This window comes from Kitasatospora sp. NPDC023176, from assembly GCF_055560495.1.
Window position 1 is genome coordinate 62,176 of record NZ_JBVHIP010000012.1, and the last position, 26,750, is coordinate 88,925.

Genomic DNA, 26,750 nt, shown 5'->3' on the forward strand with positions numbered 1-26,750 from the left:
TCCAGTGCTTCGGTAACGGGCTGATTGCTTCCAGCCTATTACCCGGCTGGGGAAAACGTCGGCGCCCGGCAGGAAACCGCCTGCCGGGCGCCGACGGTACGGCTCAGAGGACCTTGGAGAGGAAGGCCCTGGTGCGCTCGTGCTGGGGGTTGGTGAGCACCTCGCGGGGGTTGCCGGACTCGACCACCACACCGCCGTCCATGAACACCAGGGCGTCGCCGACCTCGCGGGCGAAGCCCATCTCGTGGGTGACGACCACCATCGTCATGCCCTCCTCGGCCAGGCCGCGCATGACGTCCAGGACGTCGCCGACCAGCTCCGGGTCGAGCGCCGAGGTGGGCTCGTCGAAGAGCATCAGCTTGGGCTTCATGGCCAGCGCGCGGGCGATCGCCACGCGCTGCTGCTGGCCGCCGGAGAGCTGCGAGGGGTAGTTCTTCGCCTTGTCGGCGAGGCCGACCCGCTCCAGCAGGGCCATTCCGCGCTCCCGGGCCGCGGCCCTGGTCTCGCCCTTGACCTGGACCGGCGCCTCGATGACGTTCTCTATGGCGGTCATGTGCGGGAACAGGTTGAAGCGCTGGAACACCATGCCGATGTCGCGCCGCTTCAGGGCGACCTCGCGGTCCCTGAGCTCGTGGAGCTTGTCGCCCTTCTGCCGGTAGCCGACCAGTTCGCCGTCCACCCAGAGGCGGCCGCCGTTGATCTTCTCCAGGTGGTTGATGCACCGCAGGAAGGTCGACTTGCCCGAGCCGGACGGGCCGATGAGGCAGAACACCTCGCCCTGTCGGACCTCCAGGTCGATGCCCTTGAGCACCTCGACCAGGCCGTAGGACTTGTGCACGTTCTCGGCGCGGACCATCGGCTCGGTGGAGGCGACGGAGCCGGCGGGGGTCTTGCTCAGATCGGTCATACGTGACCACCTCCCTCGAGCCCCGGGACGACGTCGGCGCTCGTCTTCGGGGTGGGCTTCCCGGCGAACAGTCCCCGCAGTCGCTGCAGCGGGGTGGGCGGGAGGGTGCGGTTGGAGCCCCGGGCGTAGTGGCGCTCGATGTAGTACTGACCGATGGTCAGCACGGAGGTGAAGAACAGGTACCAGATGCTGACCACGATCAGCAGCGGGATGTTCTGGTAGTTCCGGGAGTAGATGACCTGCCCGGCCCGGAAGATCTCCTCCAGGGAGATCACCGAGACCAGCGAGGTGGTCTTCAGCATCGAGATGGTCTCGTTGCCGGTCGGCGGGATGATCACCCGCATGGCCTGCGGCAGGACGATCCGCCGCATGGTCTGGAACCGGCTCATCCCGAGCGCGTGGGCGGCTTCGGTCTGGCCCTCGTCGACCGACTGGATGCCGCCGCGGACGATCTCCGCCATGTAGGCGGCCTCGTTGAGGCCGAGGCCCAGCAGGGCGGCGACGAAGGTCGGGATCAGGACGTTGGTCTCGCCGGACCAGAACTCCGGCCCCCACGGGACGCCGATCGACAGCTTGGCCCAGATCAGGCCGAGGAAGTTCCAGAACACCAGCTGCACCAGGACCGGGGTGCCGCGGAAGATCCAGATGTAGACCCAGGCGGTGCCGGCCAGCAGCGGGTTCGGGGACAGGCGCATCACCGCGAGGATGATGCCGCCGACCACGCCCATGAGCATGGAGAGGGCGGTCAGCTCCAGGGTCACGAGCAGCCCGTGCATGATGCTGTCGTGGAACAGGTACTGCCCGACGATGTCCCACTTGAAAGCGGGGTTGGTGAAGAGGGCGCTCAGCAGCATCGCCGCGAGCAGGGCGATGACGACGGCGCCCGCCCAGCGTCCGGGGTGGCGGACCGGGACGGCCTTGATGGTCTCAGGCCGTCCCTTCTGCGCCGTCCCCTTGTCCAGAGAGTTCACGGTGTGGCCTCGGGGGAGAGATGAAGCGTACGAGGGGTCAGCTGACGGCGCCGTTGACGGTCGACTTGGTGAGCGCACCGGCCTCGACGCCCCACTTGGTGAGGATCTGCTTGTAGGTGCCGTCGTCGATCAGCGACTGGATGGCACCCTGGACGGCCGGGGTGAGCTTGGAGTCCTTGGCCAGGGCCACGCCGTAGGGGGCCACGCCGTAGGTGTCGCCGAGCTTCTCCAGCTGGCCGCCGGCCTGCTTGATCGCGTAGTCGACGACCTGGGAGTCGGCCATCATCGCCTGGTCGCGGCCGGAGACCACGGCGTTGGTGACGTCCGTCTGGAGGTCGAACTTGTCGCCGTCGTTCGGGATGCCCGGCTTGCCGGCCTTGGCGCAGTCCGGGTTGCGGGTGTCCTTGATCTCGTCGGCCTGGGTGGTGCCGGTCTGGACGGCGACCTTCTTGCCGCAGAGGTCCTTCGGGTCGACCTTGTCCGGGTTGCCCTTCTTGACCGCGATGGCGCTGCCGGAGTTGAAGTAGGTCACCATGTCGACGACCGCTTCGCGCTCCTTGTTGTCCGTGAAGGACGACATGCCGAGCTGGAACTTGTTCGACTGGATGCCCGGGATGATCGCGGTGAAGCCGGAGTCCTGGACCTCGGCCTTGAGGCCGAGCTTGGCGGCGATCGCGGTGGCGAGGTCGACGTCCATGCCGATGACCTTGCCGCTGTCGTCCTTGAACTCGTCCGGCGCGTACGAGGCGTCCGCGCCGACCACGAGCTTCCCGGCCGACTTGACGTCGGCGGGGACGAGGGCGGCCAGCTTGTCGTCGGCCTTGACCTCGTTGACGGTCGCGGAGGCGTTCGGGGCGCCGCTGCCGTCGCTGCTCTTGCTGCTGCTGCAGCCGGTCAGCACCAGGGACACGGAGACGGCAGCCACGCCGGCCGCGAAGAGGCGGGTGCGCTGGGTACGGACGGTCATGAGGGGGATCTCCTCCTGGGGAGAGAAATCGGGCGGAGCGCGCCGCGGGAGCGGCGCACCGGGGCAGCTGGCCGTACGGAGCCGTACGGATGGGTATGTCGCTGTACGTCGTCGTACGTGCGTTGCCGGGTGGTGCAGTTGCCCGGGCGCAGGGGGCCGCCCGGGGTGGTGCGGGTACTGCTTCCGCCACCCTCCGCCGAGGTGGACGTCGACCTGAACCGCCTCGACCCAGTGGCCGGCTCGATCCGAGATGGGGGGAATCCTGCCATCTGATGACGGTCAGGTGGCCCTCATCCAGATCAAAATCGGATAACGAGGGCTCTTGCTGTCCGCTATTCGGACGGATCGCGTGCCCCTGTCACGCTGCGTATAAGTATGCAGATCCGCCTGTGCTCCGTCGGGAAGCCCCGCCGCCGCCCGCCACCGCCCGCCGCCGCCCCGTCGGCCCGCGGGCTCAGATGCCCCCGTTGACCACCGCGTTCTGCGCCGCGCCCGCGCTCACGTTCCACTTGCCGAGGATCTTGTCGTACTCGCCGCTGCGGATCAGCTGGTCCACCGCCTTGGACAGGGTGTCGCGCAGCTCGGTGTCCTCCTTGCGCACCGCGATCCCGTACGGGTTGGAGGTGGACTGGGCGCCGGTCACCTCGAAGCGGCCCCCGCCGTCCATGGTCTTCGCCGCGTAGGCGGCCACCGGGAAGTCGTCCAGCCCGGCCGCGGCGCTGCCGGCGGACACCTCGGCCAGCGCCTTGGCGTCGGTGTCGAAGCGGTGCACCGTCAGCGGGCGGCCGGTGCGGGCGCAGACGGCGACCTGCCGGCTGGCGATGCCGTCCTGGGTGGTGCCCTGCTGGAAGGCGACCGTGCGGCCGCACAGGTCGTCGAGGGTCCGGATCCCCTTGGGGTTGCCCTTCGGGACGACGATCGAGGTGCCGGCGATGAAGTAGTCCACGAAGTCCACGCCCGGGTCGACCTGCTTGCCGTCGGCGTCCAGGCCCTCGCGGCGCTGGCGGACGTCGCTGAGCGCGGACATCGCCACGTCGAACTGCTTGCCCTGGAGGTTCGGCACCAGCTTGTCGAACGGGGTGTCCACGAACTCGACCCGCACGTCGAGGATCCGGCCGAGGGCGGCGGCGAGGTCCGGGTCCAGGCCGGCCGGCTTGCCGTCCGGGCCGCGGAACTCCACCGGCGCGTAGTTGACGTCCATGCCGATCCGCAGCACCCCCGCCGAGCGCTGGGCCTTGGGCAGTCTGCCGCGGATGTCCTTGACCGGGTCGCTCGCGGCAGCCTGCCCGCCACCTCCGCAACCGGTGAGCAGCAGGGAGCCGGCGGCGGCCAGGGCGGCTGCGGCGACGACCCGACGACGGGCATGGCGGAGGTGAGGCATGAGGGCTGCTCCTGAGGGCGGAACCGCGGTCACCGCGGTGTCACGCCGGTGTACGCGGAATGGCGGACAAGCGATCCTGCCATCCCACCCTGCCGGGCCCGGCGGCGGGTGTGTCAGAATTCGGTACCGGGTGACCCCCGAACGCTCGAACCAGACCGACGAGCCCCGACAGGCTCGGGGTGCTCAGGACCGGAAGTCATCACGTGGCTCCGTATCCGGGGCGCCGGATCCCCTACGGGTCTGCGTTCACTCCTGCGGGTGTGCGTGCCTCAACGCCGTTGCCGCCGCCGGAGCTCGGTGCTTCCGACACCGGGCCCCGTCCGACGCGACAGCACGGCGATGAACGGTGCGTGACGAGGACGAAAAGGCATAGGTGCGATGCCTTTGTCCGACCTACGCTCGGCCCGGTAGCACGACGCGGACAACACAAGACCCTATAAAAACCCTCATCCGAGGGCGCCACCCGACGGCAGCGCCCCCGCCCCGACCCCGGGTCCGCTTCGGCGTACCCGGTTTCCGGCTTCCGGACGGGGCGCCCAGCCCGTCGGCCGCGCACCTCGCCAGATCAATGACGAAGAGGTCATCGTGGCAGCGGAGATCATCAGCAGCACCCAGGACACCGCCGATCCGGTCGACGCCGTTTTCGCGCTCCACCGCGGCGGCAAGATGGAGATCCGGGCGACCGTGCCGGTGCGCGACGCGGACGACCTGTCCCTCGCCTACACCCCCGGTGTCGCCCGGGTCTGCACGGCCATCGCCGAGCAGCCGGAGCTGGTCAACGACTACACCTGGAAGTCCAACACCGTCGCGGTGGTCACCGACGGCACCGCGGTGCTCGGCCTCGGTGACATCGGCCCGGAGGCCTCGCTCCCGGTGATGGAGGGCAAGGCCATCCTGTTCAAGCAGTTCGGCGGGGTGGACGCGGTGCCGATCGCGCTCGCCTGCACCGAGGTGGACGAGATCGTCGAGACGGTGGTCCGGCTGGCCCCGTCCTTCGGCGGCGTCAACCTGGAGGACATCTCCGCCCCGCGCTGCTTCGAGATCGAGCGCCGGCTCCAGGAGGCCGTGGACATCCCGGTCTTCCACGACGACCAGCACGGCACCGCGATCGTCACCACCGCCGCCCTGTGGAACGCCGCCAAGGTGACCGGCCGGGAGATCGGCTCGCTGCGGGCCGTCATCTCCGGCGCGGGCGCGGCCGGCATCGCCATCGCCAAGATGCTGCTGGCGGCGGGCATCGGCGACGTGGCCGTCTGCGACCGCAAGGGCGTGGTGTACCGGGGCCGTGAGGACCTGACGGACGTCAAGGCCGAGATCGCCGAGCTGACCAACCGTTCGGACCTCAAGGGCTCGCTGGCCGACGCGCTGGCCGGCGCCGACGTGTTCATCGGCGTCTCCGGCGGCACCGTGCCGGAGCAGGTCGTGGCGACCATGGCCGAGGGCGCGTTCATCTTCGCGATGGCCAACCCCAACCCGGAGATCCACCCGGAGGTGGCGCACAAGTACGCGGCGGTCGTCGCCACCGGGCGCAGCGACTTCCCGAACCAGATCAACAACGTGCTGGCCTTCCCGGGCATCTTCGCCGGGGCCCTCCAGGTGCGGGCCTCCCGGATCACCGAGGGCATGAAGCTGGCCGCCGCCAAGGCGCTGGCCGGCGTGGTGGCTGACGAGCTGACCCCGCAGAAGGTCATCCCCTCGCCGTTCGACGAGCGGGTCGCCCCGGCGGTCAGCAAGGCCGTGGCCGAGGCCGCCCGCGCCGAGGGCGTGGCCCGGATCTGACGGGCGGGCACCCCCCCGAGCCGAAGGGCGCGCCGCCGCCGAAGGCGAGGAGCGACCAGCGAGGTACGAGCGCCGGAGCGCCGACCGTCGGCAGCGGGTCCGGGCGCCCGGAGGCGAGCGGGGGGACAGCAGAACTGGGGCCGGGACACGCGTCACACTCACGCGTGGTTCCCGGCCCCGGCCGTCCCGGCTAGTGTCCGGGGCATGTTTGCTGCCTATGCCGCCCGTATCGACGCCGACGACCCGCTGAGCGGGCTGGAGTTGGGCGAACTCCCCGAGCCGCAGGCCCGTCCCGGGTGGAGCGTGGTCACGGTCCGGGCCGCCAGCCTCAACCACCACGACCTGTGGTCGCTGCGCGGGGTCGGCCTGCCCGCCGAGAAGCTGCCGATGATCCTCGGCTGCGACGCCGCCGGCGTCGACGAGGACGGCAACGAGGTGGTCATCCACTCGGTGATCGGCCAGTCCGGCCACGGGGTGGGCCCGAACGAGCCCCGCTCCATCCTGACCGAGCGTTACCAGGGCACTTTCGCCCAGCAGGTGGCCGTGCCCACCTGGAACCTGTTGCCCAAGCCCGCCGAGCTGAGCTTCGAGGAGGCCGCCTGCCTGCCCACGGCCTGGCTGACGGCGTACCGGATGCTGTTCACCAACGCCGGGGTCAAGCCCGGTGACACCGTCCTGGTGCAGGGTGCCGGCGGCGGGGTGGCGACCGCGTTGGTCGTCCTCGGCAAGGCGGCCGGCCTGCGGGTCTGGGTCACCGGCCGGGACGAGGCCAAGCGCCGCCGGGCGGTCGAGCTCGGCGCGGACGCGGCCTTCGAGAGCGGCGCCCGGCTGCCCGCCCGGGTGGACGCGGTGATGGAGACGGTCGGCGCCGCGACCTGGTCGCACTCGGTGAAGTCGCTGCGCCCGGGCGGCACCATCGTCATCTCCGGTGCCACCTCCGGCCCGAGCCCGAAGGCCGCCGAGCTGAACCGGATCTTCTTCCTGGAGCTCAAGGTGGTCGGTTCGACCATGGGCACCAAGGAGGAGCTGGCCGGGCTGCTGGCGCTGTGCGCGAACACCGGGGTCCGTCCGGTGATCGACTCGGTGCTGCCGCTGGCCGAGGCCCGGGACGGCTTCGCCAAGCTCGCCAAGGGCGAGGTCTTCGGCAAGATCCTGCTCAACCCCTGAGCCGCGACGGCCCGGTGCCCCTGCTACGAGGGGCGCCGGGCCGCGGGAGGAAGGCGAGGCTCAGCCGAGCAGCCGCTTCAGCCGCTCGCCGGCCGCGCCCAGCACCGAGCGGGCCTCGGTCAGCTTGTCGGTGCTCACCCCGCCGTCCCGGGCCGCGTCGCGGACCTGGTCGCGGAAGCGGTCGAGCAGCCGCTCCAGTTCGCGGGCCGGGTCGCCGTCCGGGTCGGTGCGGGCCCACTCCGGCAGGTCGGCGGGGGCGGTCGCGGTGTCCCCGTCCTTGTCCAGGTCGATCCTGGTCACCGTGATCCGCTCGGACGACTCGGACGGCTCGGACGACTCGGACGACTCGGCGGTCCCGCCCGTCGGGTGGCCCCAGCGGGCCGCGTCGGCCAGCCCGGCCAGGCCCTTGGTCAGCTCGGCCAGGCCCTCGGCCAGTCCGGTCGGCCAGTCGCCCTTCGCCGCGTGCTCGCGCACCTGCTGCTCGACCCGGCGCTTGATCCGCAGCGCCTCCTGCTGGGCGGCGGTGCGGGAGGCCTTGGCCTGCTCGCGCAGCCGGCGGGCCTCCTCCTCGGCGGCCTTCGCCTTGGCCTTGGCGGCCCGCTCCTGCTCCCGGGCGCGCTTGGCCTGCTCCTTGGCCTGCCGCTTGAACTGGGCGAACTCCTCCTTGGCGCGCTGCCAGGACTCGTTGTCGCCCCAGGGGCCGGCCCACGGGTCGCCGCCGGTCCTGCCGCCGGTCTCGGGGCGCTCCGGCCGGGGGGCCTGCTTGGCGGCCTGCCACAGCTCCTCGCGCAGGTCCTTGGCGCTGTCCCGGACGTCCTCCCGGATCGCCCCGGCGAGCTGAGCCACCGAGTCGTGGATCTCCAGCTCCAGCTCGTCCAACTCGCCCTGTCGGGCTTCGAGTTCGGCGCGCCCGGCGTCGGTCAGCCGGTAGACCTTGCGGCCGCCCTCGGTGGCGTGGCTGACCAGGCCCTCCTGCTCCAGCTTCGCCAGCCGCGGGTAGACCGTGCCGGCGGAGGGGGCGTACAGGCCCTGGAAGCGCTCCTCCAGCATGCGGATCACCTCGTAGCCGTGCCGCGGGGCTTCGTCCAGCAGCTTCAGCAGGTAGAGCCGGAGCCGGCCGTGGCCGAACACGGGGGTCATCTCAGGCCTCCTTGGTGAAGTCGGGCCCGGCGGGCTTGTCGGAGGCGGGGGAGGCCGGGAGCTCCTTGACCACCACCGGGGCGTCGTCCTCGGACTCGGGACGGCGCAGCACGGTGACGGCGCCGGAGACGGTGGTGACGTTGAGGCTGCCGCGGCCCTCGCCGAGCTGGCCGGAGATCTTCTTGGCGCCCCAGGTGCTGCTCATGGTGAGCTCGTCGAAGGTGCTGGAGACGTCGCCGCTGGTGGAGCCGGCCTCGACGGTGGCGTCGGCCAGCGAGGGGATGCGGACCACGACCGGGCCGCTGACGGTGTTGACCTTGACGTCGGTCTCGCCGGCCACGTCCAGGTCGAGGGTGACGGCGCCGGTGACGGTGTTGGCCTGGACCCGGTCGGCGGTGCCGGCGATCACGGTGAGCTGCCCGGAGACGGTGTTCACCTTGAGCCGGCCGCCGACCGCCTGGGCGTCCACGTCGCCGGTGACGGTGCCGGCGTCGATCCGCCCGGTGACCCCGGCCAGGGTGGTGTCGCCGCTGGCGCTCTGCACCGAGACGTGCCCGTCGATGCCGGTGACGGTGGAGTGGGCCGACACGGTGCCGACCTTGACCTCGGTGCCGGCCGGCACGGTCAGGGTGAGGTCGACGGAGCGCTTGCGCTTGAAGGAGTCGAAGAAGCTGCGGACCGAGCCGACCGACTTGATCCAGTCGCCGAACTCGCCCCAGCTGTTGATGTCCTTGTAGGTGGCGGTGAGGACGCCGTCCACCAGCGTCACGTGCAGCGGGTCGCCCTTGAGGCCGGTGACCTCCAGGCGGGCCGGGCCCTCGGCCGCGACCACGTTCACGGTGCCGTCGATGACGCGCACGTGCAGCGCGCGGACCGGCTCCTCGAAGGTGGTCCTGCCGGGCCCCTCGATCGTCCACTGGCTCATCTCTGCCGCCTCCCGTCGCGGATCGCGATGTATCGCGTTCTCTCCTGAAGACGATATATCGCGTGCCGGGAAAAGCAAGCGGTTCACCCCCGAGACGGGCCCGGACCCACCCCGGAGCCGTCCCCTACGGGCTCCCCGGAGACGCGCCGAGGGCCCGGGAGGCGGTTGCCTCCCGGGCCCTCGACGGGATCACGGCGTCAGGACGTCACTCGTCGTCGTCGTCCTCGTCGTCGAGCCGGGCCAGCCAGGTGGCCAGCCGCTCGACCGGGATCTCGAAGTCCGGGTTGAGGTCGACGAACTCGCGCAGGCGCTCGGCCAGCCACTCGAAGGTGACCTCCTCCTCGCCGCGCCGGCGTGCCAGCTCCTCGATGCCTCGGTCGGTGAAGTACACGGTTCGCTCCGGTCCGATGGGGATTGACCTGGTCAGGATAGACCGGGCCGGGAACGGCCCGCGGCCCCGCCTCCCTGGTCGGGAGACGGGGCCGCGGGGCGTCACTGCGGTGCGGGGCTTCGGCTCGTCAGAGCGAGAAGACCTCCTCGATCAGCGCCTGCTGCTCGGCGGCGTGCCGCTTGGCCGAGCCGACGGCCGGGGACGAGGCCGCGGTGCGGGCCACCCGGCGCAGACGGGCGTCGCCGCCGGTGCGGCCGATGACGACCTGCAGGTGGTCGACCAGGTTCATCGCGATGAACGGCCAGGCGCCCTGGTTGGACGGCTCCTCCTGGGCCCAGACGAACTGGACGTCGTCGCCGTAGCGGGCCAGCTCCTCCTGGAGCTCGGCCACCGGCAGCGGGTAGAGCCGCTCGACCCGGACGATCGCGGTGTCGGTGACGCCGCGCTCGGTGCGGGCGGCCTCCAGGTCGTAGTAGAACTTGCCGGCGGTGATGACCACCTTGCGGACCTGGGCCGGGTCGACGGTGGAGTCGCCGATGACCGGGCGGAACGAGCCGGACAGGAACTCCTCGGTCGCACTCGCCGCGGCCTTCAGACGCAGCATCGACTTCGGGGTGAAGACGACCAGCGGCTTGTGGTGCGGGTTGTGCGCCTGCCAGCGCAGCAGGTGGAAGTAGTTCGACGGCAGGGTCGGCATCGCGACCGTCATGTTGTTCTGCGCGCAGAGCTGGAGGAAGCGCTCCGGGCGGGCGGACGAGTGGTCCGGGCCCTGGCCCTCGTAGCCGTGCGGCAGCAGCAGCGTGACGCCGGAGTTCTGGCCCCACTTGGTCTCGGCGGAGGCGATGTACTCGTCCACCATGGTCTGGGCGCCGTTGACGAAGTCGCCGAACTGCGCCTCCCACATGACCAGCGCGTTCGGGCGGGTCAGCGAGTACCCGTACTCGAAGCCCATGGCCGCGTACTCCGACAGCAGGCTGTCGTAGACGGTGTAGCGGGACTGGTCCTCGGTGAGGTACTGCAGCGGGGTGTAGTCCTCGCCGGTCTTGCGGTCGATCAGGACGGCGTGCCGCTGCCCGAAGGTGCCGCGGCGGCTGTCCTGGCCGGCCAGGCGGACCGGGTGGCCCTCCATGAGCAGCGAGCCGATGGCGAGGGTCTCGCCCATCGCCCAGTCGATGGTGTTGTCCTCGACCGAGGCGGCGCGGCGCTGCAGCTGCGGCAGCAGGCGCGGGTGGACGGTCAGCCAGTCCGGGTGGTTGACCTGCGAGGCGGCGATCCGCTTGACCATCTCCTGGGAGATGCCGGTCTGGATGGAGACCGGGAAGTCGGCGACCGGCTTGCCGGCGGTGGCGTCGGCCGGCGCCTGGGCCGCGTCGCGGACCTCGGCGAAGACCTTCTCCAGCTGGCCCTGGAAGTCCTGGAGCGCCTGCTCCGCCTCTTCCATGGTGATGTCGCCGCGACCGATCAGGCCCTCGGTGTACAGCTTGCGCACCGAGCGCTTCTTGTCGATCAGGTCGTACATCAGCGGCTGGGTGAACGACGGGTTGTCGGCCTCGTTGTGACCGCGGCGGCGGTAGCAGATGAGGTCGATCACGACGTCCTTGTGGAACGCCTGGCGGAACTCGAAGGCGAGCCGCGCGATGCGGACCACGGCCTCCGGGTCGTCGCCGTTCACGTGGAAGATCGGGGCCTCGATCATCCGGGCCACGTCGGTGCAGTACATCGAGGAGCGGCTGCTGGCCGGGGCGGCGGTGAAGCCGACCTGGTTGTTCACCACGACGTGCACGGTGCCGCCGGTGCGGTAGCCGCGCAGCTGCGACATGTTCAGGGTCTCCGCGACGACGCCCTGGCCGGCGAAGGCCGCGTCACCGTGGATCTGGATCGGCAGCACCGGGAAGGTCGTGCCGCCCTGGTCCAGGATGTCCTGCTTGGCGCGGGCGATGCCCTCGACGACCGGGTCCACGGCCTCCAGGTGGGAGGGGTTCGCGGCGAGCGAGACCTTGATGGTCTCGCCGTCCAGGCCGGTGAAGGTGCCGTCGGCGCCCAGGTGGTACTTGACGTCGCCGGAGCCGTGCATCGACTTCGGGTCGAGGTTGCCCTCGAACTCGCCGAAGATCTTGCCGTACGGCTTGCCGACGATGTTGGCCAGCACGTTCAGACGGCCGCGGTGGGCCATGCCGATGACGGCCTCGTCCAGGCGGTGCTCGGCGGCGGAGTCGATGGTCGCGTCCAGCAGGGCGATCAGCGACTCACCGCCCTCCAGCGAGAAGCGCTTCTGACCGACGTACTTGGTCTGAAGGAAGGTCTCGAAGGCCTCCGCCGAGTTCAGCCGGCGCAGGATCCGCAGCTGCTCCTCGCGCTCCGGCTTCGAGTACGGCTTCTCCAGGCGCTCCTGCAGCCACTTGCGCTGCTTCGGGTCCTGGATGTGCATGTACTCGATGCCGACGGTGCGGCAGTAGGTGTTGCGCAGCAGGCCGAGGATGTCGCGGAGCTTCATCATCTTCTGGCCGCCGAAGCCGCCGACCGCGAACTCGCGCTCCAGGTCCCACAGGGTGAGGCCGTGGGTGGTGACGTCCAGGTCGGGGTGCTTGCGCTGCTTGTACTCCAGCGGGTCGGTGTCGGCCATGAGGTGGCCGCGGACCCGGTAGGAGTGGATCAGCTCCATGACGCGCGCGGTCTTGTTGACCTCGTCGTCGTGGGTGGTGGCGACGTCGGTGGCCCAGCGGACCGGCTCGTACGGGATCCGCAGCGACTCGAAGATCTCGTCGTAGAAGCCGTTCTCGCCGAGCAGCAGGCGGTGGATCTCGCGCAGGAACTCGCCGGACGCCGCGCCCTGGATGACGCGGTGGTCGTAGGTCGAGGTCAGCGTCATGATCTTGGAGACGCCCAGGCGGGACAGGGTCTCCGGGGCGGAGCCCTGGAACTCGGCCGGGTACTCCATGGCGCCGACACCGACGATGGTGCCCTGGTTCTGCATCAGGCGCGGCACGGAGTGCACGGTGCCGATGCCGCCGGGGTTGGTCAGCGAGACCGTGACGCCGGTGAAGTCGTCCATCGTCAGCTTGTTGGCGCGGGCCCGGCGGACGATGTCCTCGTAGGCCTGCCAGAAGCCGAAGAAGTCGAGGGTCTCGGCCTTCTTGATGGCCGCGACGACGAGCTGGCGGTCGCCGTTCGGCTTGACCAGGTCGATGGCCAGGCCGAGGTTGACGTGCTCCGGCTTGACCAGGAAGGCCTTGCCGTCCTCCACCTTGTAGCTGTGGTTCATGCCCGGGGCGGCCTTGATGGCCTGGACCAGGGCGTAACCGATCAGGTGGGTGAAGGAGACCTTGCCGCCGCGGGCGCGCTGCAGGTGGTTGTTGATGACGATGCGGTTGTCGATCAACAGCTTCGCCGGGACGGCGCGGACCGAGGTCGCGGTCGGCACCTCCAGCGAGGCGTCCATGTTGGTGGCGACGGCCTTGGCCGGGCCGCGCAGCTGGACCAGCTCGGGGCCGGCCGGTGCGGCGGCGGGTGCGGCCGGGGCGGCGGCCTTGGGCGCCGGCGGCGCGGCCGGTGCGGCGGCGAGCGGGGCGGCCGGGGCCGGTGCGGCGGATGCGGGTGCGGCGGGCGCGGGTGCGGCCGGAGCAGCAGCAGCGGCGGGCACGGGGGCAGCGGCAGGGGTCGGCGTGGGGCCGGCCTGGGTCGCGGCCTGGGTCACTGGGGTCACCTCGGTACCGGGCTTGTAGTCGGCGAAAAAGTCCCACCAGGCTCGGTCGACCGAGTTCGGGTCCTGGAGGTACTGCTGGTAGATCTCATCGACGAGCCACTCATTGGGGCCGAAGCCAGTGGAGCTTGCCGAGCTGTTGGGGGTTTCAGGGGACTGTGGCGACACGGCGGCAACCGCCCTCTTCCGCTTCCTTTTGGGATGTTTGGACAGCGGGGATTAAGGCTACGCCCCTGACCAGTGATCGCGCAGTCCCCGGACCCCAGGCGTCGCCCAGATCACAGTCCTGACCTGCAGGTTGGCTGAAAAACAACGTTAGAAAGCCGTATCTGAGGGGAAGCGATCGGGCCCGATCGCCCCCCAAATCGGGGCGAAAACGGACAAACAACCATACGAATCCATTGACGATCTTCGTATGCGTCTGTGTCGGATCTGTGACAAATGTCCCGGCCGCTCAGGACTGCCCCGGCAGCCGGACCTCGATGCGGCAGCCGCGCGGCGACTCCGCGACGGCGATCCGTCCGCCGTGCAGGTCCACCGCCCAGCGGGCGATCGCCAGGCCCAGCCCGGTGCCGCCGTCCGACCCCGCCCCGGCGGCGGTCGCGGTGCCGCTGCGGCTGAACCGTTCGAAGACCCGGCCGCGGTCCGCGAGCGGGATGCCCGGACCCTCGTCCTGGACCTCCAGCAACAGGCCGCCCTCCTCACCCTCGGGTCTGGCGCGCACCGTCACGGTGCCGCCGGGCGGGGAGTGCTTGCAGGCGTTGTCGACCAGGTTGGCGACCACCTGGTGGAGCCGCTCCGGGTCCGCCACCGCGGTCAGCCCGGCCGGGCTGACCTCCAGGGCCAGCCGGACGTCACCGCGCCGGGAGAACGCCCCGCCGGCCGTCGCGCCGTCCACGGTGACCCCGCGCAGCACGCCGTCCAGGAACTCGCGCACCTCGAACGGGCGGGCGTCCAGGTCGACCACGCCGTCGTCGATCTTGGAGAGGTCCAGCAGGTGGGTGACCAGGCGGCCGAGCCGCTCGGTCTGCTCCAGTGCGGCCCCCAGGGTCGCCGGATTCGGCTGGACGACCCCGTCCACCACGTTCTCCAGCACGGCGCGCAGCGCGGCGATCGGCGTGCGCAGCTCGTGCGAGACGTTGGCGACCAGCTCGCGGCGGTGCTGGTCGGCGGCCTGGAGGTCGGCGGCCATGGCGTTGAAGGCGGCCGCCAGCTCGCCGATCTCGTCGCGCGAACTCACCTCGACCCGGCGGCTGTAGTCGCCGGAGGCCATCGCGCGGGCGGCGGCCGTCATCTCGCGCAGCGGGGCGGTCAGCCCGTGCGCGAGGAACTGCATGAACAGCAGCGAGGCGATCATGGAGAAGACCATGATGATCCGGATCTGGGTCTCGGACCGGATCGCGACGACGACCATGCCGGTGGCCAGGAACACGGAGACGATCACCAGCAGGGCGAGCTTGCCCTTGATCGAGCGGACCGGGTCGAGCGGACGGATGTCGGCCCAGACCCGGCTGGCCGCGCGGGCGGCCAGGGTCTGCGGGCGCGCGCCGTCGGCGTCCCCGTTGCGTTGCTGTGGAAAGGTCATTGGTCCCCTGTGATCCCCGCGTGGTGTCACGGCGGTGCCGGGACACGGGCCCCCCGGTGGCCCGTCGCCCGGAAACCCCGTCAGGAGAGCGGGGCCTCCAGCGCGTATCCGACGCCGTGCACGGTGCGGATCCAGCTGGCACCGATCTTGCGGCGCAGTGCCTTCACATGGCTGTCCACGGTGCGGGTGCCGGACGCGTCGGTCCAGTCCCAGACCTCGGCCAGCAGCTGCTCGCGGGTGAGCACCGCGCGCGGCTGGGCGGCCAGGCAGGCCAGGAGGTCGAACTCGGTCGGCGTCAGGTGGACGTCGCCCGAGGCGAGTCGGACCCGGCGCTGCACGTGGTCGATCTCCAGCTCGCCGAAGCGCAGGCTGCCGAGCGCGGGCGTGCGGGCGGCCTGCTGGGCGCGCTCGACGCGGCGCAGCAGCACGTTGACCCGGGCGGCCAGTTCGCGCATCGAGAACGGCTTGGTCATGTAGTCGTCGGCACCGACGCCGAGGCCGACCAGCAGGTCCGTCTCGTCGTCGCGGGCGGTCAGCATCAGCACCGGCACCGGGCGCTGGGCCTGGATCCGGCGGCACACCTCCAGCCCGTCGAAGCCGGGCAGCATGATGTCCAGGACCACCAGGTCCGGCTGCCAGGTGTGGAAGCCGTCCACCGCGCCGGGGCCGTCGTGGGCCACGGCGACCTTGAACCCCTCCGCGCCCAGCCGGGCCGCGATCGACTCGGCGATCGTGGGTTCGTCCTCCACCACCAGCACTCTGCGCTGGCTGCTCACAGTGCCGCCGGTGTTGGGGTTGTCCTGCTGAATTTCTGTCACGGTCACGCCACCGCCCCCAGGGCTGCGGGCCGGCCACCTGTGGGGATGGCGGGGCTCCGCTCGTAGTCTTGTTCCGTCGTGGACTGTGCCGGGTCCGCCGTCCCGTCGCGCGCCCGGAAGTGGCGGACGGATGGTGTTCCGCCCACTTCTCCCACGCACTTCGCAGCGTACGGACAGCGGATGCTTCCCGGCAGGTGGACCGGACGTTTCCGGCCCGTGGAGCGGCTGTCCAGCCGCCCTCGGGCCCACTGCACGAGTGGGCACGGGCCGATACCTTACCCGGCGAATTTTCTCTGCGTAACGGTACGTATGCAGTCCAGTTGACGCCAAGTCGCCGGTCAGAGGCCCTACTGACGCGTTAATCGGGAGAAGGTCTGGACCAATGTCGGAAATCCGGCCGGTCCCCGCGTCGACGGTCTTCACGGGCTTTTCTCAGGTGCCTCTCAGAACCTCGACGTAGCGTGGCCGCGACAACGCCCCGCAGGGCGGAATCCGGCGTCCGCGCCGGTCCTCCGAGCACCTTCGGACACCGCCGGCCGTGGGCGTGGAGCGGAGGCGTCATGGCGGGACTGCGGCGGGACGCCGTCGGGCGCGCGCTCGCGAGGGCGCCGTACGGAATGCTCCGGCGCGGACTTCGCGGCGGCGCCTTCGAATGGCTGCTGGAACGCGTGCCGACACCCCGGCGCACTCCCTTCACGATCGGATATCTGGTCGTGGTGGGGGCGACTTCCACCCTCACCCGGCTCGCCGATCCGCAACTCGTCCAGCGCTGGCAGGAGGCTTCCAGTTCGGACGGCCACAACCTGCTCCAGCACCCTCTGCGGGCCCTCGTGCTCAGCGGGGTCTGGGTGGCCGGCGGCGACTGGGTGCCCTACCTGTGGGGCTTCGCCCTCACCCTGGCGCCGCTGGAGCGCCGGGTCGGCCCGGCCCGGGCGGCGGCGGTGTTCGCGATCGGGCACGTCGCGGCCACGCTGCTCTCCCAGGGCGCGGTGATCATCGCGGTGGAGGCCGGGCGGATGGCGCCGGAGGCGATGGACCGCCTGGACGTCGGGGTCAGCTACGGCGTGTTCGCCTGCCTGGGCGCGGCGGCCGGAGCGCTGCCGCGGTCCGCGCGGGTGCCGGTGCTGGTCGGCGCCGGGCTGATGATCGCCCAGCAGATCGCCACCGGGAAGGACCTGGTCACGGCCGTGGGGCACCCGGCCGCGCTGCTCACCGGGATGGCGCTGTGGCCCTGGCTGCGCCGGATCGAGCGGCGCCCGCCACGGCCGGGGATCCGCTCGGCGAGGGCCCGGGCGGTGGGCGTCGCCTCCGCCGCCTCCGTCGCCTCGGCCGCCGCGATGGTGCGGGCCGGGGCGCGGCCGTCCGCCGTGCGCTGACGCCGCGGCCCCGGCAGGGATCCGGAGGAGACGGGCCGCAGGGTCCGTGGGTCCTCTTGGGCCGTTCTTTCCCCTCTTTTTGACGGCGCCTCCCCCCGGCCGTTCCGGTGACGGGAGCGTTCGCTCGCAGCGAACAAGGAGTCGGGAACATCCGGCGCGCGTGAAGCCTTAGTCAGGTCGACTCAAGTTCACTGACCGGGGAGAGATCATGGCATCGACGTCCACACCGCTCACCCTGCCCGTGCTGCCACTCGACGACGAGGTCGTCCTCCCGGGCATGGTCGTCCCGCTGGACCTCAAGGACGCCGAGGTGCGCGCCGCGGTCGAGGCCGCCCGCGCGGCGGCCACCGGCTCCGGCAAGCCCCAGGTCCTGCTGGTCCCGCGGGTGGACGGCTCGTACGCGGCGGCCGGCACGCTGGCCACCGTGGAGCAGGTCGGCCGGCTCGCCGACGGCGAGCCCGCCGCGCTGGTGCGCGCCGTGCGCCGGGTCCGGATCGGGGTCGGGACCACCGGCCCCGGCGCCGCCCTCTGGGTGGAGACCACGCCCTTCAAGGAGTCCTCGGTCGGCACGCCGGTGGCCGGACGGGCCGCCGAGCTGGTCAAGGAGTACAAGGCGCTGTCCACCCAGTGGCTGCGCAAGCGCGGCGCCTGGCAGATTGTCGACCGCGTCGCGCAGATCGAGGGCGTCGGCGAACTCGCCGACAACATCGGCTACGCGCCCTTCGCCACCGCCGAGCAGAAGCTCAAGGTGCTGCTGGAAGCCGACCAGGTGGCCCGCCTGGAGTACGCCCTCACCCTGCTGCGCGACCACCTCGCCGAGGAGGAGGTCAACGACACCATCCGCAAGGACGTCGAGGAGGGCGTGGCCAAGCAGCAGAAGGAGTTCCTGCTCCGCCGCCAGCTGGAGGCCGTCCGCAAGGAGCTGGCCGAGCTGAACGGCGACCCGGCCGACGAGGAGGGCGACTACCGCGCCCGGGTCGAGGCCGCCGACCTGCCCGAGAAGGTCCGCGAGGCCGCGCTCAAGGAGGTCGACAAGCTGGAGCGCTCCTCCGACCAGTCGCCCGAGGGCTCCTGGATCCGCACCTGGCTGGACACCGTCCTGGAGCTGCCCTGGAACGAGCGCACCGAGGACGCGTACGACATCGCCGGCGCCCGCGCGGTGCTGGACGCCGACCACGCCGGCCTCACCGACGTGAAGGAGCGGATCGTCGAGTACCTGGCCGTCCGCAAGCGCCGGGCCGACCAGGGCCTCGACCTGATCGGCGGGACACAAGAGGGGCGGCGCGAAGCGCTTCCCAGGAAGGGCGGCGGAGGGCGACGGGCGGGCGGCGCGGTGCTGGCCCTGGTCGGGCCGCCCGGCGTCGGCAAGACCTCGCTCGGCGAGAGCGTGGCCCGTGCCATGGGCCGCAGGTTCGTCCGGGTCGCGCTCGGCGGCGTCCGGGACGAGGCGGAGATCCGCGGCCACCGGCGCACCTACGTCGGCGCGCTGCCCGGCCGGCTGGTGCGGGCGATCAAGGAGGCCGGCTCGATGAACCCGGTCGTCCTGCTCGACGAGATCGACAAGGTCGGCTCCGACTACCGGGGCGACCCGGCCGCCGCCCTGCTGGAGGTGCTGGACCCGGCCCAGAACCACACCTTCCGGGACCACTACCTGGAGGTCGAGCTCGACCTCTCCGACGTCGTCTTCCTCGCCACCGCCAACGTACTGGAGGCCATCCCCGAGCCGCTGCTCGACCGGATGGAGCTGGTCCGCCTGGACGGCTACACCGAGGACGAGAAGGTCGTCATCGCCCGCGACCACCTGCTCCCGCGCCAGCTGGAGAAGGCCGGACTCGGCGACGGACAGGTCAGCGTCGACGAGGAGGCGCTGCGCCGGCTCGCCGGGGAGTACACCCGGGAGGCCGGGGTGCGCACCCTGGAGCGCTCGATCGCCCGGGTGCTGCGCAAGATCGCCGCCCAGGCCGAGCTGGGCGAGCGCGAGCTGCCCGCCGAAGTCGGCGCGGCGGACCTGCGCGCCCTGATCGGCCGGCCGCACCACGTGCCGGAGTCCGCCCAGGAGCCGGCCGAGCGGCGCACCGCCGTCCCCGGCGTGGCCACCGGCCTCGCCGTCACCGGAGCCGGCGGCGACGTCCTCTACATCGAGGCCTCGCTCGCCGACGCCGAGACCGGCGGCACCGGGCTGACCCTCACCGGGCAGCTGGGCGACGTGATGAAGGAGTCCGCGCACATCGCCCTCTCCTTCCTGCGCTCGCGCGGCGCCGAGCTGGAACTGCCGGTCACCTCGCTGCGCGACCGCGGCGTGCACCTGCACGTCCCGGCCGGGGCCGTCCCCAAGGACGGGCCGAGCGCCGGCATCACCATGACCACGGCGCTCGCCTCGCTGCTCTCCGGCCGCAAGGTGCGCACCGACGTGGCGATGACGGGCGAGGTGTCGCTGACCGGGCGGGTGCTGCCGATCGGCGGGGTGAAGCAGAAGCTGCTCGCCGCCGACCGGGCCGGCCTCAGCACGGTGATCATCCCCAAGCGCAACGAGGCCGATCTGGACGACGTCCCGGCCGAGGTGCTGGAGCGGCTCACCGTCCACCCGGTGGCGGACGTGCGCGAAGTGCTCGCGCTGGCCCTGGAGCCCGCCGGGGTGCTGGTCGCCGCGGCCTGAGCCCACCGGTAGCAGCAGGCGCCCCTTCGGCTCGCTCGCGAATCGACGGGGGACGGCGGCTCCGCATGCCACACTGCGGAGATGCCGTCCCCCACGCAGCGCGCCCTGGCCCGGGTGCCGGCCCGGCTGCGCCCGTTCCTGGTGCGGCACCGCCGGCTGGTGAAGTTCCTGCTGGTCGGCAGCGGCTGCTTCGCGCTCACCACGGTGATCGACTTCGAGCTCAAGTTCACCGTCCTGGCGCACGCGCCGGTGGTGGCGCTGACGGTGGCGACGGTGATCGCCACCGTCGTCTCCTATGTACTCAACCGCCGCTGGGCCTTCCGGACGGACGGGCGCCGACCCGAGGCGCTGCTGTTCTTCCTGGTCAGCGCGGTGGCGGTCGGCGTCAACGTGATCCCGCTGGCGCTCTCCCGGTACGTCCTCGACCTGCGCGTGCCCTACCTCAGCCCGTTCCAGCAGGAGGTCGCGGACTTCCTCAGCGGGATGGTCGTCGGCACCTTCGGCGCCATGCTGTTCCGGTTCTGGGCGATGCGGCGGTGGGTCTTCATCAGCCCCGCCGTGCGGGCGCGTGCCGAGGTGGAACCCGGTTACGCTGCACCCGAGATGCCACGGGACGCGTCCTGAACCGACGAGGTGCGCCGAGACCGTGAGCCGCTCCGAGACCGTGAGGTGAGAGTTATGCGCGGGGAGCCGGACGGCGTCCGGGCCGGGCCCGCCAGCCAGCAGGGGATGCGCCGGGCCAACCTGGCCCTGGTGCTCGGGGTGATCGCCCGCGGCCCCCGCTCGCGCGCCGAGGTGGCCGCCGAGACCGGGCTGACCAGGGCCGCGGTCTCCTCGCTCGCCGAACAGCTGATCTCGGCCGGCCTGGTCGTCGAGGAGGGCCCGGCCGCCCCCAGCGGCAAGGTCGGCCGCCCCGGCACCGCGCTCGGGCTCAACCCGCTGGGGCCCGGCGGACTCGGCGCCGAGATCGGCGTCCGCCACCTCGGCGTCTGCGTGGTCGACCTGCGCGGGGAGGTCCGCGCCGTGCGGCGCCAGGAGAGCGCCAACCACGGCCGGCCGCCCGCCGCCGTGATGACCGACCTCGCCCACCTGATCCGCTCGGCCGTCGCCGAGTCCGGTCTGCGCCCGGCCGGGCTGACCCTGGCCGTGCCCGGGCTGGTCGGCGGCGGAGTGCTCCAGCGGGCCGCCAACCTCGGCTGGCAGGACGTCCCGCTGGCCGCGGCCCTGCGCCCGGCGCTGCGCCTGGCCGGGGACGGCCTGGGCGAGCTGCCGGTCGAGGCGGACAACGAGGCCAACCTCGGCGGACTGGCCGAGCGGTGGCTGGGCGAGAGCCCGGAGGACTTCCTGTACGTCTCCGCCGAGGCCGGCGTCGGCGCGGCCGTGGTGGTCGGCGGCCGGCTGCTGCGCGGGGCGCGCGGCTACGCGGGCGAACTCGGGCACGTGCCCGTCCACCCGGAGGGGCCGCGCTGCGCCTGCGGGGCGCACGGCTGCCTGGAGCAGTACGCGGGCGAGACGGCGGTGCTGCGGGCGGCCGGGCTGGCGGGCGTGCGCGGCGACTGGGTGACGCTGTTGGCCGAACGGGCCGGCGCCGGGGACGAACCGGCCCGGGCGGCGCTGGCCGGGGCGGGCTCGGCGCTCGGCATCGCGGCCGCCGGGGCGGTCAACCTGCTGGACCCGGCCGAGGTGGTGCTGGGCGGCGGCTACGCCCGGTTGGCGCCCTGGCTGCTGCCGGCGATGCGGCGCGAGCTGACCTTCCGGGTGACGGTGCGGCCGTGGGCGGAGGAACGGCTGACGGTCTCCCGGCTCGGCCGGCGCGGGCCGCTGCTGGGCGCGGCGGTGGGCGTGGTGCGCGCGATCGTCGCCGACCCGGGTCCGCTGACGGGCGGCTGAGCCGAACCGGTCCGGAACGCGGGGGAGCCCCCGGCCGCGGTGGCCGGGGGCTCCTCGGTGTGCCGGTGCCGTCGGGCTCAGACCTCGGCGGGGGTCTCGGCGGCGAGCTCGCGGTCGGCGGAGCGCGGGCCGCGCAGGACGGCGAGGAAGGCGACGCCGACGCCGATCACCGCCCAGACCACCAGGACCAGGATCGGCATGCCCAGGTTGGTCGAGCCGAAGTAGGCGATCGACTTGGTGGCGCTGGTGCCGGCGCCGTTCGGGATCAGCGAGCCGATCGCCCGCCAGAACGGCGGCATCATCGGGGCGGGGTAGACGCCGCCGGCGCTCGGGTTGCCGAGGACCACGAAGACCAGTACCGCCAGGCCGATGCCGATGATGCCGAACAGGCACTGCAGCGCCATGGTGAAGGCGCCGACCGTGAACACCACCAGGGTGCCGATGGCGGTCAGTTCCAGGATCGAGCCGGGCATCGCGTCCAGCACCGGACCGGCGATGATCGTGCCGCCGAGGCCGGCGCCGACCGAGTACAGCGCCAGGACGCCGAGGCGGATCAGCAGGCGGTGGACGTTGGCCGGCTTGGAACCGGCGCTGATGCCGAGGATGGAGGCGACCAGGTAGCCGCCGACGCACCAGCCGATGACCAGGTAGAAGGCGGTGAGGCCGTTGGTGTCGCCCTTGGCCAGCGGCACGACGTCCTCGACCCTGACGGTGCGGCCCTGGGACTTGTCCAGCGCGGTGGTGACGCTCTCGGCGGCCTTGGCGGCGGAGGTGCCGCGGGCGCTGCCGGTGAGCAGGGTGTCCTCGGTGCCGTTCGGGTTCACGACCAGCGCGGCGTAGATCTTCTGGTCCTTGATCCACTGGGTCGCCGTCTCGGTGTCCGGCGCGGTGACGGGCTTGACGGCCTCGTCCGGCACCGACTCCAGGGCCTGGACCAGCTTGGGCGTGGCCTGCGGCGGGGCGACCACCGCGATCGACAGCTTGTGCGGGGTCGGGTGGTGCAGCGCCCCGACGTACGAGGTGATGAAGCCGAGCTGCAGCAGCAGCACTCCGATCACCAGCAGTGCCGCACGCGGTGTGACCGCGCCCTTCAGTTCGGCGACGAATCCGTGCCCCGGGGCGGCCATCCACATCTCCTTGCGTATCGGCGGAAAACGGATACTTAATACCATGAACTAGTTGGGTTGTCCTACCTCCCGCGCCGGTTCTCGGCCACTGCCACTGGGCGATACTGACGCGGTGACGGACGAGGAAGCCCTGGTGGCGGTGGAGCGTGAGGTCGGGCTGATGTTCCGGCGGGGCCGCGCGAGAGTGGCCGAACTCTCACGCCGGGTGCACCCCGGGCTGGACGGCATGGCGTACAGCATGCTCGGTTACATCGAGCAGGCCGGACGGGTGCGGATGACGGACGTCGGCGTGCACTTCGCGGTCGGCAAGGCGACGGTGAGCCGGCAGATCCGCGCGCTGGAGGAGCTCGACCTGGTCGCCCGGGAGGCGGACCCGCTGGACCGCCGGGCGGCGCTGGTCTCGCTGACCGAGGACGGCAGGCGGCGCTACGAGTCCGCCCGGGATGTCCGGATGCGGCGGGTGCGCGAGGTGATGGGCGGCTGGCCGCGGGAGGACGTGGACCGGTTCGCCGAGCTGCTGCACCGCTTCAACGAGGTGTTGGAGGAGTCGCCGGCGGAGTGAGCGGGCCGTCCGGGCGCGGTCTTTACTGGAGCTTGAAGAAAGTTGCCTTAGTCAACCATCGGTCGTATGGTTGCTTAAGGCAACAAATTTTCATGCCCGCGTATCCCCGCACCGCACTCCGCCCGCCTCGCCGAAGGACCCAGATGACCGTGACCACCGAGGCCTCGACCGGCACCGCAGCCGCCGTCGACGACCGACCGATGACCCACCGGCAGGTGATGGAGGCACTGTCCGGACTGCTGCTCGGCCTGTTCGTGGCCGTGCTCTCCTCGACCGTCGTCTCCAACGCCCTGCCGCACATCCTCACCGACCTGCACGGCGGCCAGTCCGCCTACACCTGGGTCATCACCGCGGCCCTGCTCACGCTGACCGCCTCCACCCCGATCTGGGGCAAGCTCTCCGACCTGGCCAGCAAGAAGCTGCTGCTGCAGATAGCCCTGCTGATCTACATCGCCACCTCCGCGCTGGCCGGCCTCTCGCAGAACACCGGCGAACTGATCGCATGCCGCGCCCTCCAGGGCATCGGCGCCGGCGGTGTCGTCGCGCTCGGCCAGATCTGCCTGGCCGCGATGGTCCCGCCGCGCGAGCGCGGCCGGTACAGCGGCTACTTCGGTGCGGTCTTCGCCCTCGCCACCATCGGCGGCCCGCTGATCGGCGGCGTCATCGTCGACACCTCCTGGCTCGGCTGGCGCTGGTGCTTCTACGTCGGCATCCCGTTCGCGCTGGCCGCGATCCTGGTGGTGCAGCGCACGCTCAAGCTGCCGGTGGTCAAGCGCTCGGTGAAGATCGACTACCTGGGCGCGCTGGTCATCACCGCCGCCGTCAGTCTGCTGATGATCTGGATCACGCTGACCGGCACCAACTACCCCTGGCTGTCCTGGCAGACCGCGGCGATGGTGGGCGGCGGCGTGCTGCTGGCCGCGCTGGCCGTGGTGGTCGAGCGCCGCGCCGCCGAGCCGGTCATCCCGCCGTCCCTGTTCAAGTACCGCACCGTCACCCTGGCCGCGATCGCCAGCGTGCTGGTCGGCGTCGGGATGTACGGCGCGACCACCTTCCTCAGCCAGTACTTCCAGCTGGCCCGGGACAAGTCGCCGACGACGGCCGGCCTGATGACCCTGCCGATGATCATCGGCCTGGCGGTCTCCTCCGCCGTGGCCGGCCGGCTGATCACCAAGTACGGCAAGTGGAAGGCCTACCTGGTCACCGGCACCGCGCTGCTCGCGATCGGCTTCGGGCTGCTCGGCACCGCCCGGGTCGACACGAACTACGGGCTGCTCTCCCTCTACATGGCGATCACCGGCGTCGGCCTCGGCCTGACCAGCCAGAACCTGGTGCTCGCGGTGCAGAACACGGTGCCCCGGCACGAGCTCGGCGCGGCCAGCTCCGTCGTCACCTTCTTCCGCACCATGGGCGGCGCGATGGGCGTCTCCGCGCTGGGCGCGCTGATGACCAACAAGGTCGGCCACTACCTGACCGAGAACCTGGCCGCGGCGCACATCCCGGCCGGGCACGCGGCGGCCGGCGGTGGCATCCCGGACCTGGCGAAGCTGCCGGCCCCGATCCTGCCGCTGGTGACCGACGCCTTCGGCCACGGCGTGGGCACCGTCTTCCTGTGGGCCGCGCCCTTCGCGGCCCTGGCCTTCGTCACCGTGCTGTTCATCCGGGAGACCGCGCTGAGGACCACCCAGGAGAGCTGACCGGCGCGGGGATACGCGCGACGGGCCGGGGAGTGTTCGACACTCCCCGGCCCGTTCGGCGTTCCGGAGGGGCTACGGCGCGGCGATCAGCACCAGGCCGTAGACCACGGCGCAGGCGCAGAGCGCGAAGCAGGCGTACGCGCCGGCCAGCAGCGCGGGCCGGCCGCCGCCGGCCGCCTGGCCGCCCGCCTCACGGGCGCCCAGCGCGGCCTCCCGGCGGGACAGCGCCAGGATGCCGAGGGCGAAGACGGCGACCACGGCGACGGTGACGCCGAAGCTGATGCCGGCGGTCTGGGCCAGGGCGTTCCACTTGATGTGCATGGTGAGTGCTCCTCAGCCTGCGGCGCTCAGGCCGCGACCGTGGTCGAGGCGGGGGTCGGGGCGGCGCCCGTCGGGTTGGCCGAGGTGATCTCGACGGGGGTGATCTCGGGGACGTCGTTGACGTTGTCCGCGCTGACCGGCTGGCGACGGGAGATCATCCACATCGTGGCCGAACCGGCCACCAGCACGGCGCCGACCAGGGCGACGCCCCAGGTGCCCTGGCGGGCCAGTACGGCCGCCCCGCCGGAGACCAGGCCGGCGGCCGGCAGGGTCAGGCCCCAGGTGTAGACCATGCGGCGGACCAGGCTCCAGCGCAGCTCCGGCTTCGGGCCGCCGAGGCCGGCGCCCATGATGCCGCCGGTGCAGACCTGGGTGGTGGAGAGGCCGAAGCCCATGTGCGAGGAGGTCAGGATGACGGTCGAGACGGCCGACTCGGAGGCGAAGCCCTGCAGCGGCTTGATGTCCGCCAGGCCCTTGCCCATCGAGCGGATGATCCGCCAGCCGCCCATGTAGGTGCCGAGCGCGATCGCGGCGCCCGCCGAGATGATCACCCAGGTGGGGGGCAGCGCGCCGTGCGGCAGGGCGCCGACCGAGACCAGGGTCAGGGTGATGATGCCCATCGTCTTCTGGGCGTCGTTGGTGCCGTGCGCCAGCGAGATCAGCGAGGAGGAGAAGATCTGGCCGGTCTTGAAGCCCTTGTCGGTGGCGGCGCCGCTGCCCTTGCGGGTGATCGCGTAGGCCAGCTTGGTGGCGCCCCAGGAGGCGAGGCCGGCGACGATGGGGGAGGCGACCGCCGGGATGATGATCTTGGTGATCACGGTGTCGAAGTTGACGCCGTTCATGCCGACGCCGACGATCGTGGCGCCGATCAGGCCGCCGTACAACGCGTGCGAGGAGCTGGACGGCAGGCCGCGCAGCCAGGTCAGCAGGTTCCACAGGATCGCGCCGGCCAGCGCGGCGAAGATGATCTCGGGGTGGACGCCCGCCTTCTCGTTGACGATGCCGCCGGAGATGGTGGTGGCGACCTTCACGGACAGGAACGCGCCCGCGAAGTTGAGCAGGGCCGCGATGGTGACCGCGACCTTCGGACGAAGGGCCCCGGTCGCGATCGCGGTGGCGGCCGCGTTGGCGGTGTCGTGGAACCCGTTGGTGAAGTCGAAGGCGAGCGCCGTGATGATCACAACGGCTACCAGGAACGAGATGTGTTCCATACCCAAACAATCGTCGTAGTTGTCGCACGGACGTTGGTGACGTCGCGACCGTAGGTCTGCTTGGTAAACGGAAGGTGAACTGGGCCGGGAATCGTGGTTCCGATGGTGTCTCGACGGTGGCCAGGGGCTTTCCGGGGGGTGACCTGGGCCGCGCTGAGCTGGACATTAGCCGAGAACAT

The 26,750-nt window shown here is 71.7% G+C and carries 21 protein-coding genes; 8 read left to right on the top strand and 13 right to left on the bottom strand.

Annotated elements, in window-relative coordinates; all coding sequences use genetic code 11:
- Window positions 1-103: 103 nt before the first annotated feature.
- The 4 genes from ACZ3YL_RS18740 to ACZ3YL_RS18755 all read right to left on the bottom strand — a co-directional run bounded on the left by ACZ3YL_RS18740 (window position 104) and on the right by ACZ3YL_RS18755 (window position 4,226).
- A complete protein-coding gene (locus tag ACZ3YL_RS18740) occupies window positions 104-907 on the bottom strand; it encodes an amino acid ABC transporter ATP-binding protein (protein ID WP_317621379.1) in 804 nt (267 codons plus the stop codon).
- Window positions 904-1,878, bottom strand: a complete 975-nt coding sequence (locus ACZ3YL_RS18745; RefSeq protein ID WP_317621378.1) for an amino acid ABC transporter permease — start codon at window positions 1,876-1,878, stop codon at window positions 904-906. Before ACZ3YL_RS18745 ends, ACZ3YL_RS18740 begins: the two co-directional genes overlap by 4 nt.
- 37 nt (window positions 1,879-1,915) lie before the next feature.
- Window positions 1,916-2,845 (bottom strand): ABC transporter substrate-binding protein, encoded by a 930-nt coding sequence (locus ACZ3YL_RS18750; RefSeq protein ID WP_465658531.1) that lies wholly within the window; start codon window positions 2,843-2,845, stop codon window positions 1,916-1,918.
- A gap of 454 nt (window positions 2,846-3,299) precedes the next feature.
- A complete protein-coding gene (locus ACZ3YL_RS18755) occupies window positions 3,300-4,226 on the bottom strand; it encodes an ABC transporter substrate-binding protein (RefSeq protein ID WP_465658533.1) in 927 nt (308 codons plus the stop codon).
- A 585-nt stretch (window positions 4,227-4,811) separates the two neighbouring features.
- Here ACZ3YL_RS18755 and ACZ3YL_RS18760 point away from each other — a divergent pair.
- Complete coding sequence (locus tag ACZ3YL_RS18760; protein WP_188308415.1) at window positions 4,812-6,005, top strand: NAD(P)-dependent malic enzyme; 1,194 nt, start codon at window positions 4,812-4,814, stop codon at window positions 6,003-6,005.
- Window positions 6,006-6,209: 204 nt separating this feature from the next.
- The gene (locus ACZ3YL_RS18765; protein ID WP_188308414.1) at window positions 6,210-7,172 is read left to right on the top strand and encodes a zinc-binding dehydrogenase; all 963 of its coding nucleotides are present in this window, start codon (window positions 6,210-6,212) and stop codon (window positions 7,170-7,172) included.
- Between the two features lie 60 nt (window positions 7,173-7,232).
- Here ACZ3YL_RS18765 and ACZ3YL_RS18770 read toward each other — a convergent pair whose 3' ends face one another.
- The 6 genes from ACZ3YL_RS18770 to ACZ3YL_RS18795 all read right to left on the bottom strand — a co-directional run bounded on the left by ACZ3YL_RS18770 (window position 7,233) and on the right by ACZ3YL_RS18795 (window position 15,731).
- On the bottom strand, window positions 7,233-8,312 hold the full coding sequence (locus tag ACZ3YL_RS18770) for a PadR family transcriptional regulator (protein WP_465658535.1): 1,080 nt from the start codon (window positions 8,310-8,312) through the stop codon (window positions 7,233-7,235).
- A 1-nt stretch (window position 8,313) separates the two neighbouring features.
- The gene (locus ACZ3YL_RS18775) at window positions 8,314-9,237 is read right to left on the bottom strand and encodes a DUF4097 family beta strand repeat-containing protein (RefSeq protein WP_188308412.1); all 924 of its coding nucleotides are present in this window, start codon (window positions 9,235-9,237) and stop codon (window positions 8,314-8,316) included.
- Window positions 9,238-9,442: 205 nt separating this feature from the next.
- On the bottom strand, window positions 9,443-9,628 hold the full coding sequence (locus ACZ3YL_RS18780; RefSeq protein WP_465658538.1) for a DUF6104 family protein: 186 nt from the start codon (window positions 9,626-9,628) through the stop codon (window positions 9,443-9,445).
- 127 nt (window positions 9,629-9,755) lie between these two features.
- Entirely contained in the window at window positions 9,756-13,496 is a 3,741-nt protein-coding gene (locus ACZ3YL_RS18785; protein WP_465658540.1) for a multifunctional oxoglutarate decarboxylase/oxoglutarate dehydrogenase thiamine pyrophosphate-binding subunit/dihydrolipoyllysine-residue succinyltransferase subunit, read from the bottom strand.
- A 286-nt stretch (window positions 13,497-13,782) separates the two neighbouring features.
- A complete protein-coding gene (locus ACZ3YL_RS18790; RefSeq protein WP_188307959.1) occupies window positions 13,783-14,913 on the bottom strand; it encodes a sensor histidine kinase in 1,131 nt (376 codons plus the stop codon).
- Between the two features lie 80 nt (window positions 14,914-14,993).
- Entirely contained in the window at window positions 14,994-15,731 is a 738-nt protein-coding gene (locus tag ACZ3YL_RS18795) for a response regulator transcription factor (protein ID WP_094742879.1), read from the bottom strand.
- A gap of 560 nt (window positions 15,732-16,291) precedes the next feature.
- Here ACZ3YL_RS18795 and ACZ3YL_RS18800 point away from each other — a divergent pair.
- From ACZ3YL_RS18800 to ACZ3YL_RS18815, 4 genes are all read left to right on the top strand, one after another.
- A complete protein-coding gene (locus ACZ3YL_RS18800) occupies window positions 16,292-17,107 on the top strand; it encodes a rhomboid-like protein (RefSeq protein WP_465658542.1) in 816 nt (271 codons plus the stop codon).
- A 208-nt stretch (window positions 17,108-17,315) separates the two neighbouring features.
- Window positions 17,316-19,763 (top strand): endopeptidase La, encoded by a 2,448-nt coding sequence (gene lon / locus ACZ3YL_RS18805; protein WP_465658544.1) that lies wholly within the window; start codon window positions 17,316-17,318, stop codon window positions 19,761-19,763.
- 81 nt (window positions 19,764-19,844) lie between these two features.
- On the top strand, window positions 19,845-20,387 hold the full coding sequence (locus ACZ3YL_RS18810) for a GtrA family protein (protein WP_188307956.1): 543 nt from the start codon (window positions 19,845-19,847) through the stop codon (window positions 20,385-20,387).
- Window positions 20,388-20,441: 54 nt separating this feature from the next.
- Entirely contained in the window at window positions 20,442-21,653 is a 1,212-nt protein-coding gene (locus ACZ3YL_RS18815; RefSeq protein WP_188307955.1) for an ROK family transcriptional regulator, read from the top strand.
- A 77-nt stretch (window positions 21,654-21,730) separates the two neighbouring features.
- On the opposite strand, the gene ACZ3YL_RS18820 is transcribed toward ACZ3YL_RS18815, so the two are convergent.
- Window positions 21,731-22,780: an ABC transporter permease gene (locus ACZ3YL_RS18820; RefSeq protein WP_223243056.1), complete on the bottom strand. Its 1,050-nt coding sequence runs from the start codon at window positions 22,778-22,780 to the stop codon at window positions 21,731-21,733.
- A gap of 112 nt (window positions 22,781-22,892) precedes the next feature.
- Here ACZ3YL_RS18820 and ACZ3YL_RS18825 point away from each other — a divergent pair, with 112 nt between their 5' ends.
- The gene (locus ACZ3YL_RS18825) at window positions 22,893-23,342 is read left to right on the top strand and encodes a MarR family winged helix-turn-helix transcriptional regulator (protein WP_317621337.1); all 450 of its coding nucleotides are present in this window, start codon (window positions 22,893-22,895) and stop codon (window positions 23,340-23,342) included.
- A gap of 200 nt (window positions 23,343-23,542) precedes the next feature.
- Window positions 23,543-25,039 carry an MDR family MFS transporter gene (locus tag ACZ3YL_RS18830; protein ID WP_465658663.1) on the top strand — a complete coding sequence of 499 codons (1,497 nt, stop codon included), beginning with the start codon at window positions 23,543-23,545 and terminating at the stop codon, window positions 25,037-25,039.
- Between the two features lie 72 nt (window positions 25,040-25,111).
- Here ACZ3YL_RS18830 and ACZ3YL_RS18835 read toward each other — a convergent pair whose 3' ends face one another.
- Both ACZ3YL_RS18835 and ACZ3YL_RS18840 read right to left on the bottom strand, forming a co-directional pair.
- A complete protein-coding gene (locus ACZ3YL_RS18835) occupies window positions 25,112-25,360 on the bottom strand; it encodes a hypothetical protein (RefSeq protein ID WP_188307953.1) in 249 nt (82 codons plus the stop codon).
- Window positions 25,361-25,386: 26 nt separating this feature from the next.
- Window positions 25,387-26,571 (bottom strand): inorganic phosphate transporter, encoded by a 1,185-nt coding sequence (locus ACZ3YL_RS18840; RefSeq protein ID WP_188307952.1) that lies wholly within the window; start codon window positions 26,569-26,571, stop codon window positions 25,387-25,389.
- Window positions 26,572-26,750 lie beyond the last annotated feature (179 nt).

What these genes read in the sequence shown, in the direction of transcription:
- ACZ3YL_RS18765 (WP_188308414.1), top strand. Translation starts at nt 6,210, where the DNA reads ATGTTTGCTGCCTATGCCGCCCGTATCGACGCCGACGACCCGCTGAGC.
- ACZ3YL_RS18755 (WP_465658533.1), bottom strand. Translation starts at nt 4,226, where the DNA reads ATGCCTCACCTCCGCCATGCCCGTCGTCGGGTCGTCGCCGCAGCCGCC.
- ACZ3YL_RS18820 (WP_223243056.1), bottom strand. Translation starts at nt 22,780, where the DNA reads ATGGCCGCCCCGGGGCACGGATTCGTCGCCGAACTGAAGGGCGCGGTC.
- ACZ3YL_RS18775 (WP_188308412.1), bottom strand. Translation starts at nt 9,237, where the DNA reads ATGAGCCAGTGGACGATCGAGGGGCCCGGCAGGACCACCTTCGAGGAG.
- lon (WP_465658544.1), top strand. Translation starts at nt 17,316, where the DNA reads ATGGCATCGACGTCCACACCGCTCACCCTGCCCGTGCTGCCACTCGAC.
- ACZ3YL_RS18810 (WP_188307956.1), top strand. Translation starts at nt 19,845, where the DNA reads ATGCCGTCCCCCACGCAGCGCGCCCTGGCCCGGGTGCCGGCCCGGCTG.
- ACZ3YL_RS18770 (WP_465658535.1), bottom strand. Translation starts at nt 8,312, where the DNA reads ATGACCCCCGTGTTCGGCCACGGCCGGCTCCGGCTCTACCTGCTGAAG.
- ACZ3YL_RS18815 (WP_188307955.1), top strand. Translation starts at nt 20,442, where the DNA reads ATGCGCGGGGAGCCGGACGGCGTCCGGGCCGGGCCCGCCAGCCAGCAG.
- ACZ3YL_RS18830 (WP_465658663.1), top strand. Translation starts at nt 23,543, where the DNA reads ATGACCCACCGGCAGGTGATGGAGGCACTGTCCGGACTGCTGCTCGGC.
- ACZ3YL_RS18740 (WP_317621379.1), bottom strand. Translation starts at nt 907, where the DNA reads ATGACCGATCTGAGCAAGACCCCCGCCGGCTCCGTCGCCTCCACCGAG.
- ACZ3YL_RS18840 (WP_188307952.1), bottom strand. Translation starts at nt 26,571, where the DNA reads ATGGAACACATCTCGTTCCTGGTAGCCGTTGTGATCATCACGGCGCTC.
- ACZ3YL_RS18750 (WP_465658531.1), bottom strand. Translation starts at nt 2,845, where the DNA reads ATGACCGTCCGTACCCAGCGCACCCGCCTCTTCGCGGCCGGCGTGGCT.
- ACZ3YL_RS18800 (WP_465658542.1), top strand. Translation starts at nt 16,292, where the DNA reads ATGGCGGGACTGCGGCGGGACGCCGTCGGGCGCGCGCTCGCGAGGGCG.
- ACZ3YL_RS18790 (WP_188307959.1), bottom strand. Translation starts at nt 14,913, where the DNA reads ATGACCTTTCCACAGCAACGCAACGGGGACGCCGACGGCGCGCGCCCG.
- ACZ3YL_RS18835 (WP_188307953.1), bottom strand. Translation starts at nt 25,360, where the DNA reads ATGCACATCAAGTGGAACGCCCTGGCCCAGACCGCCGGCATCAGCTTC.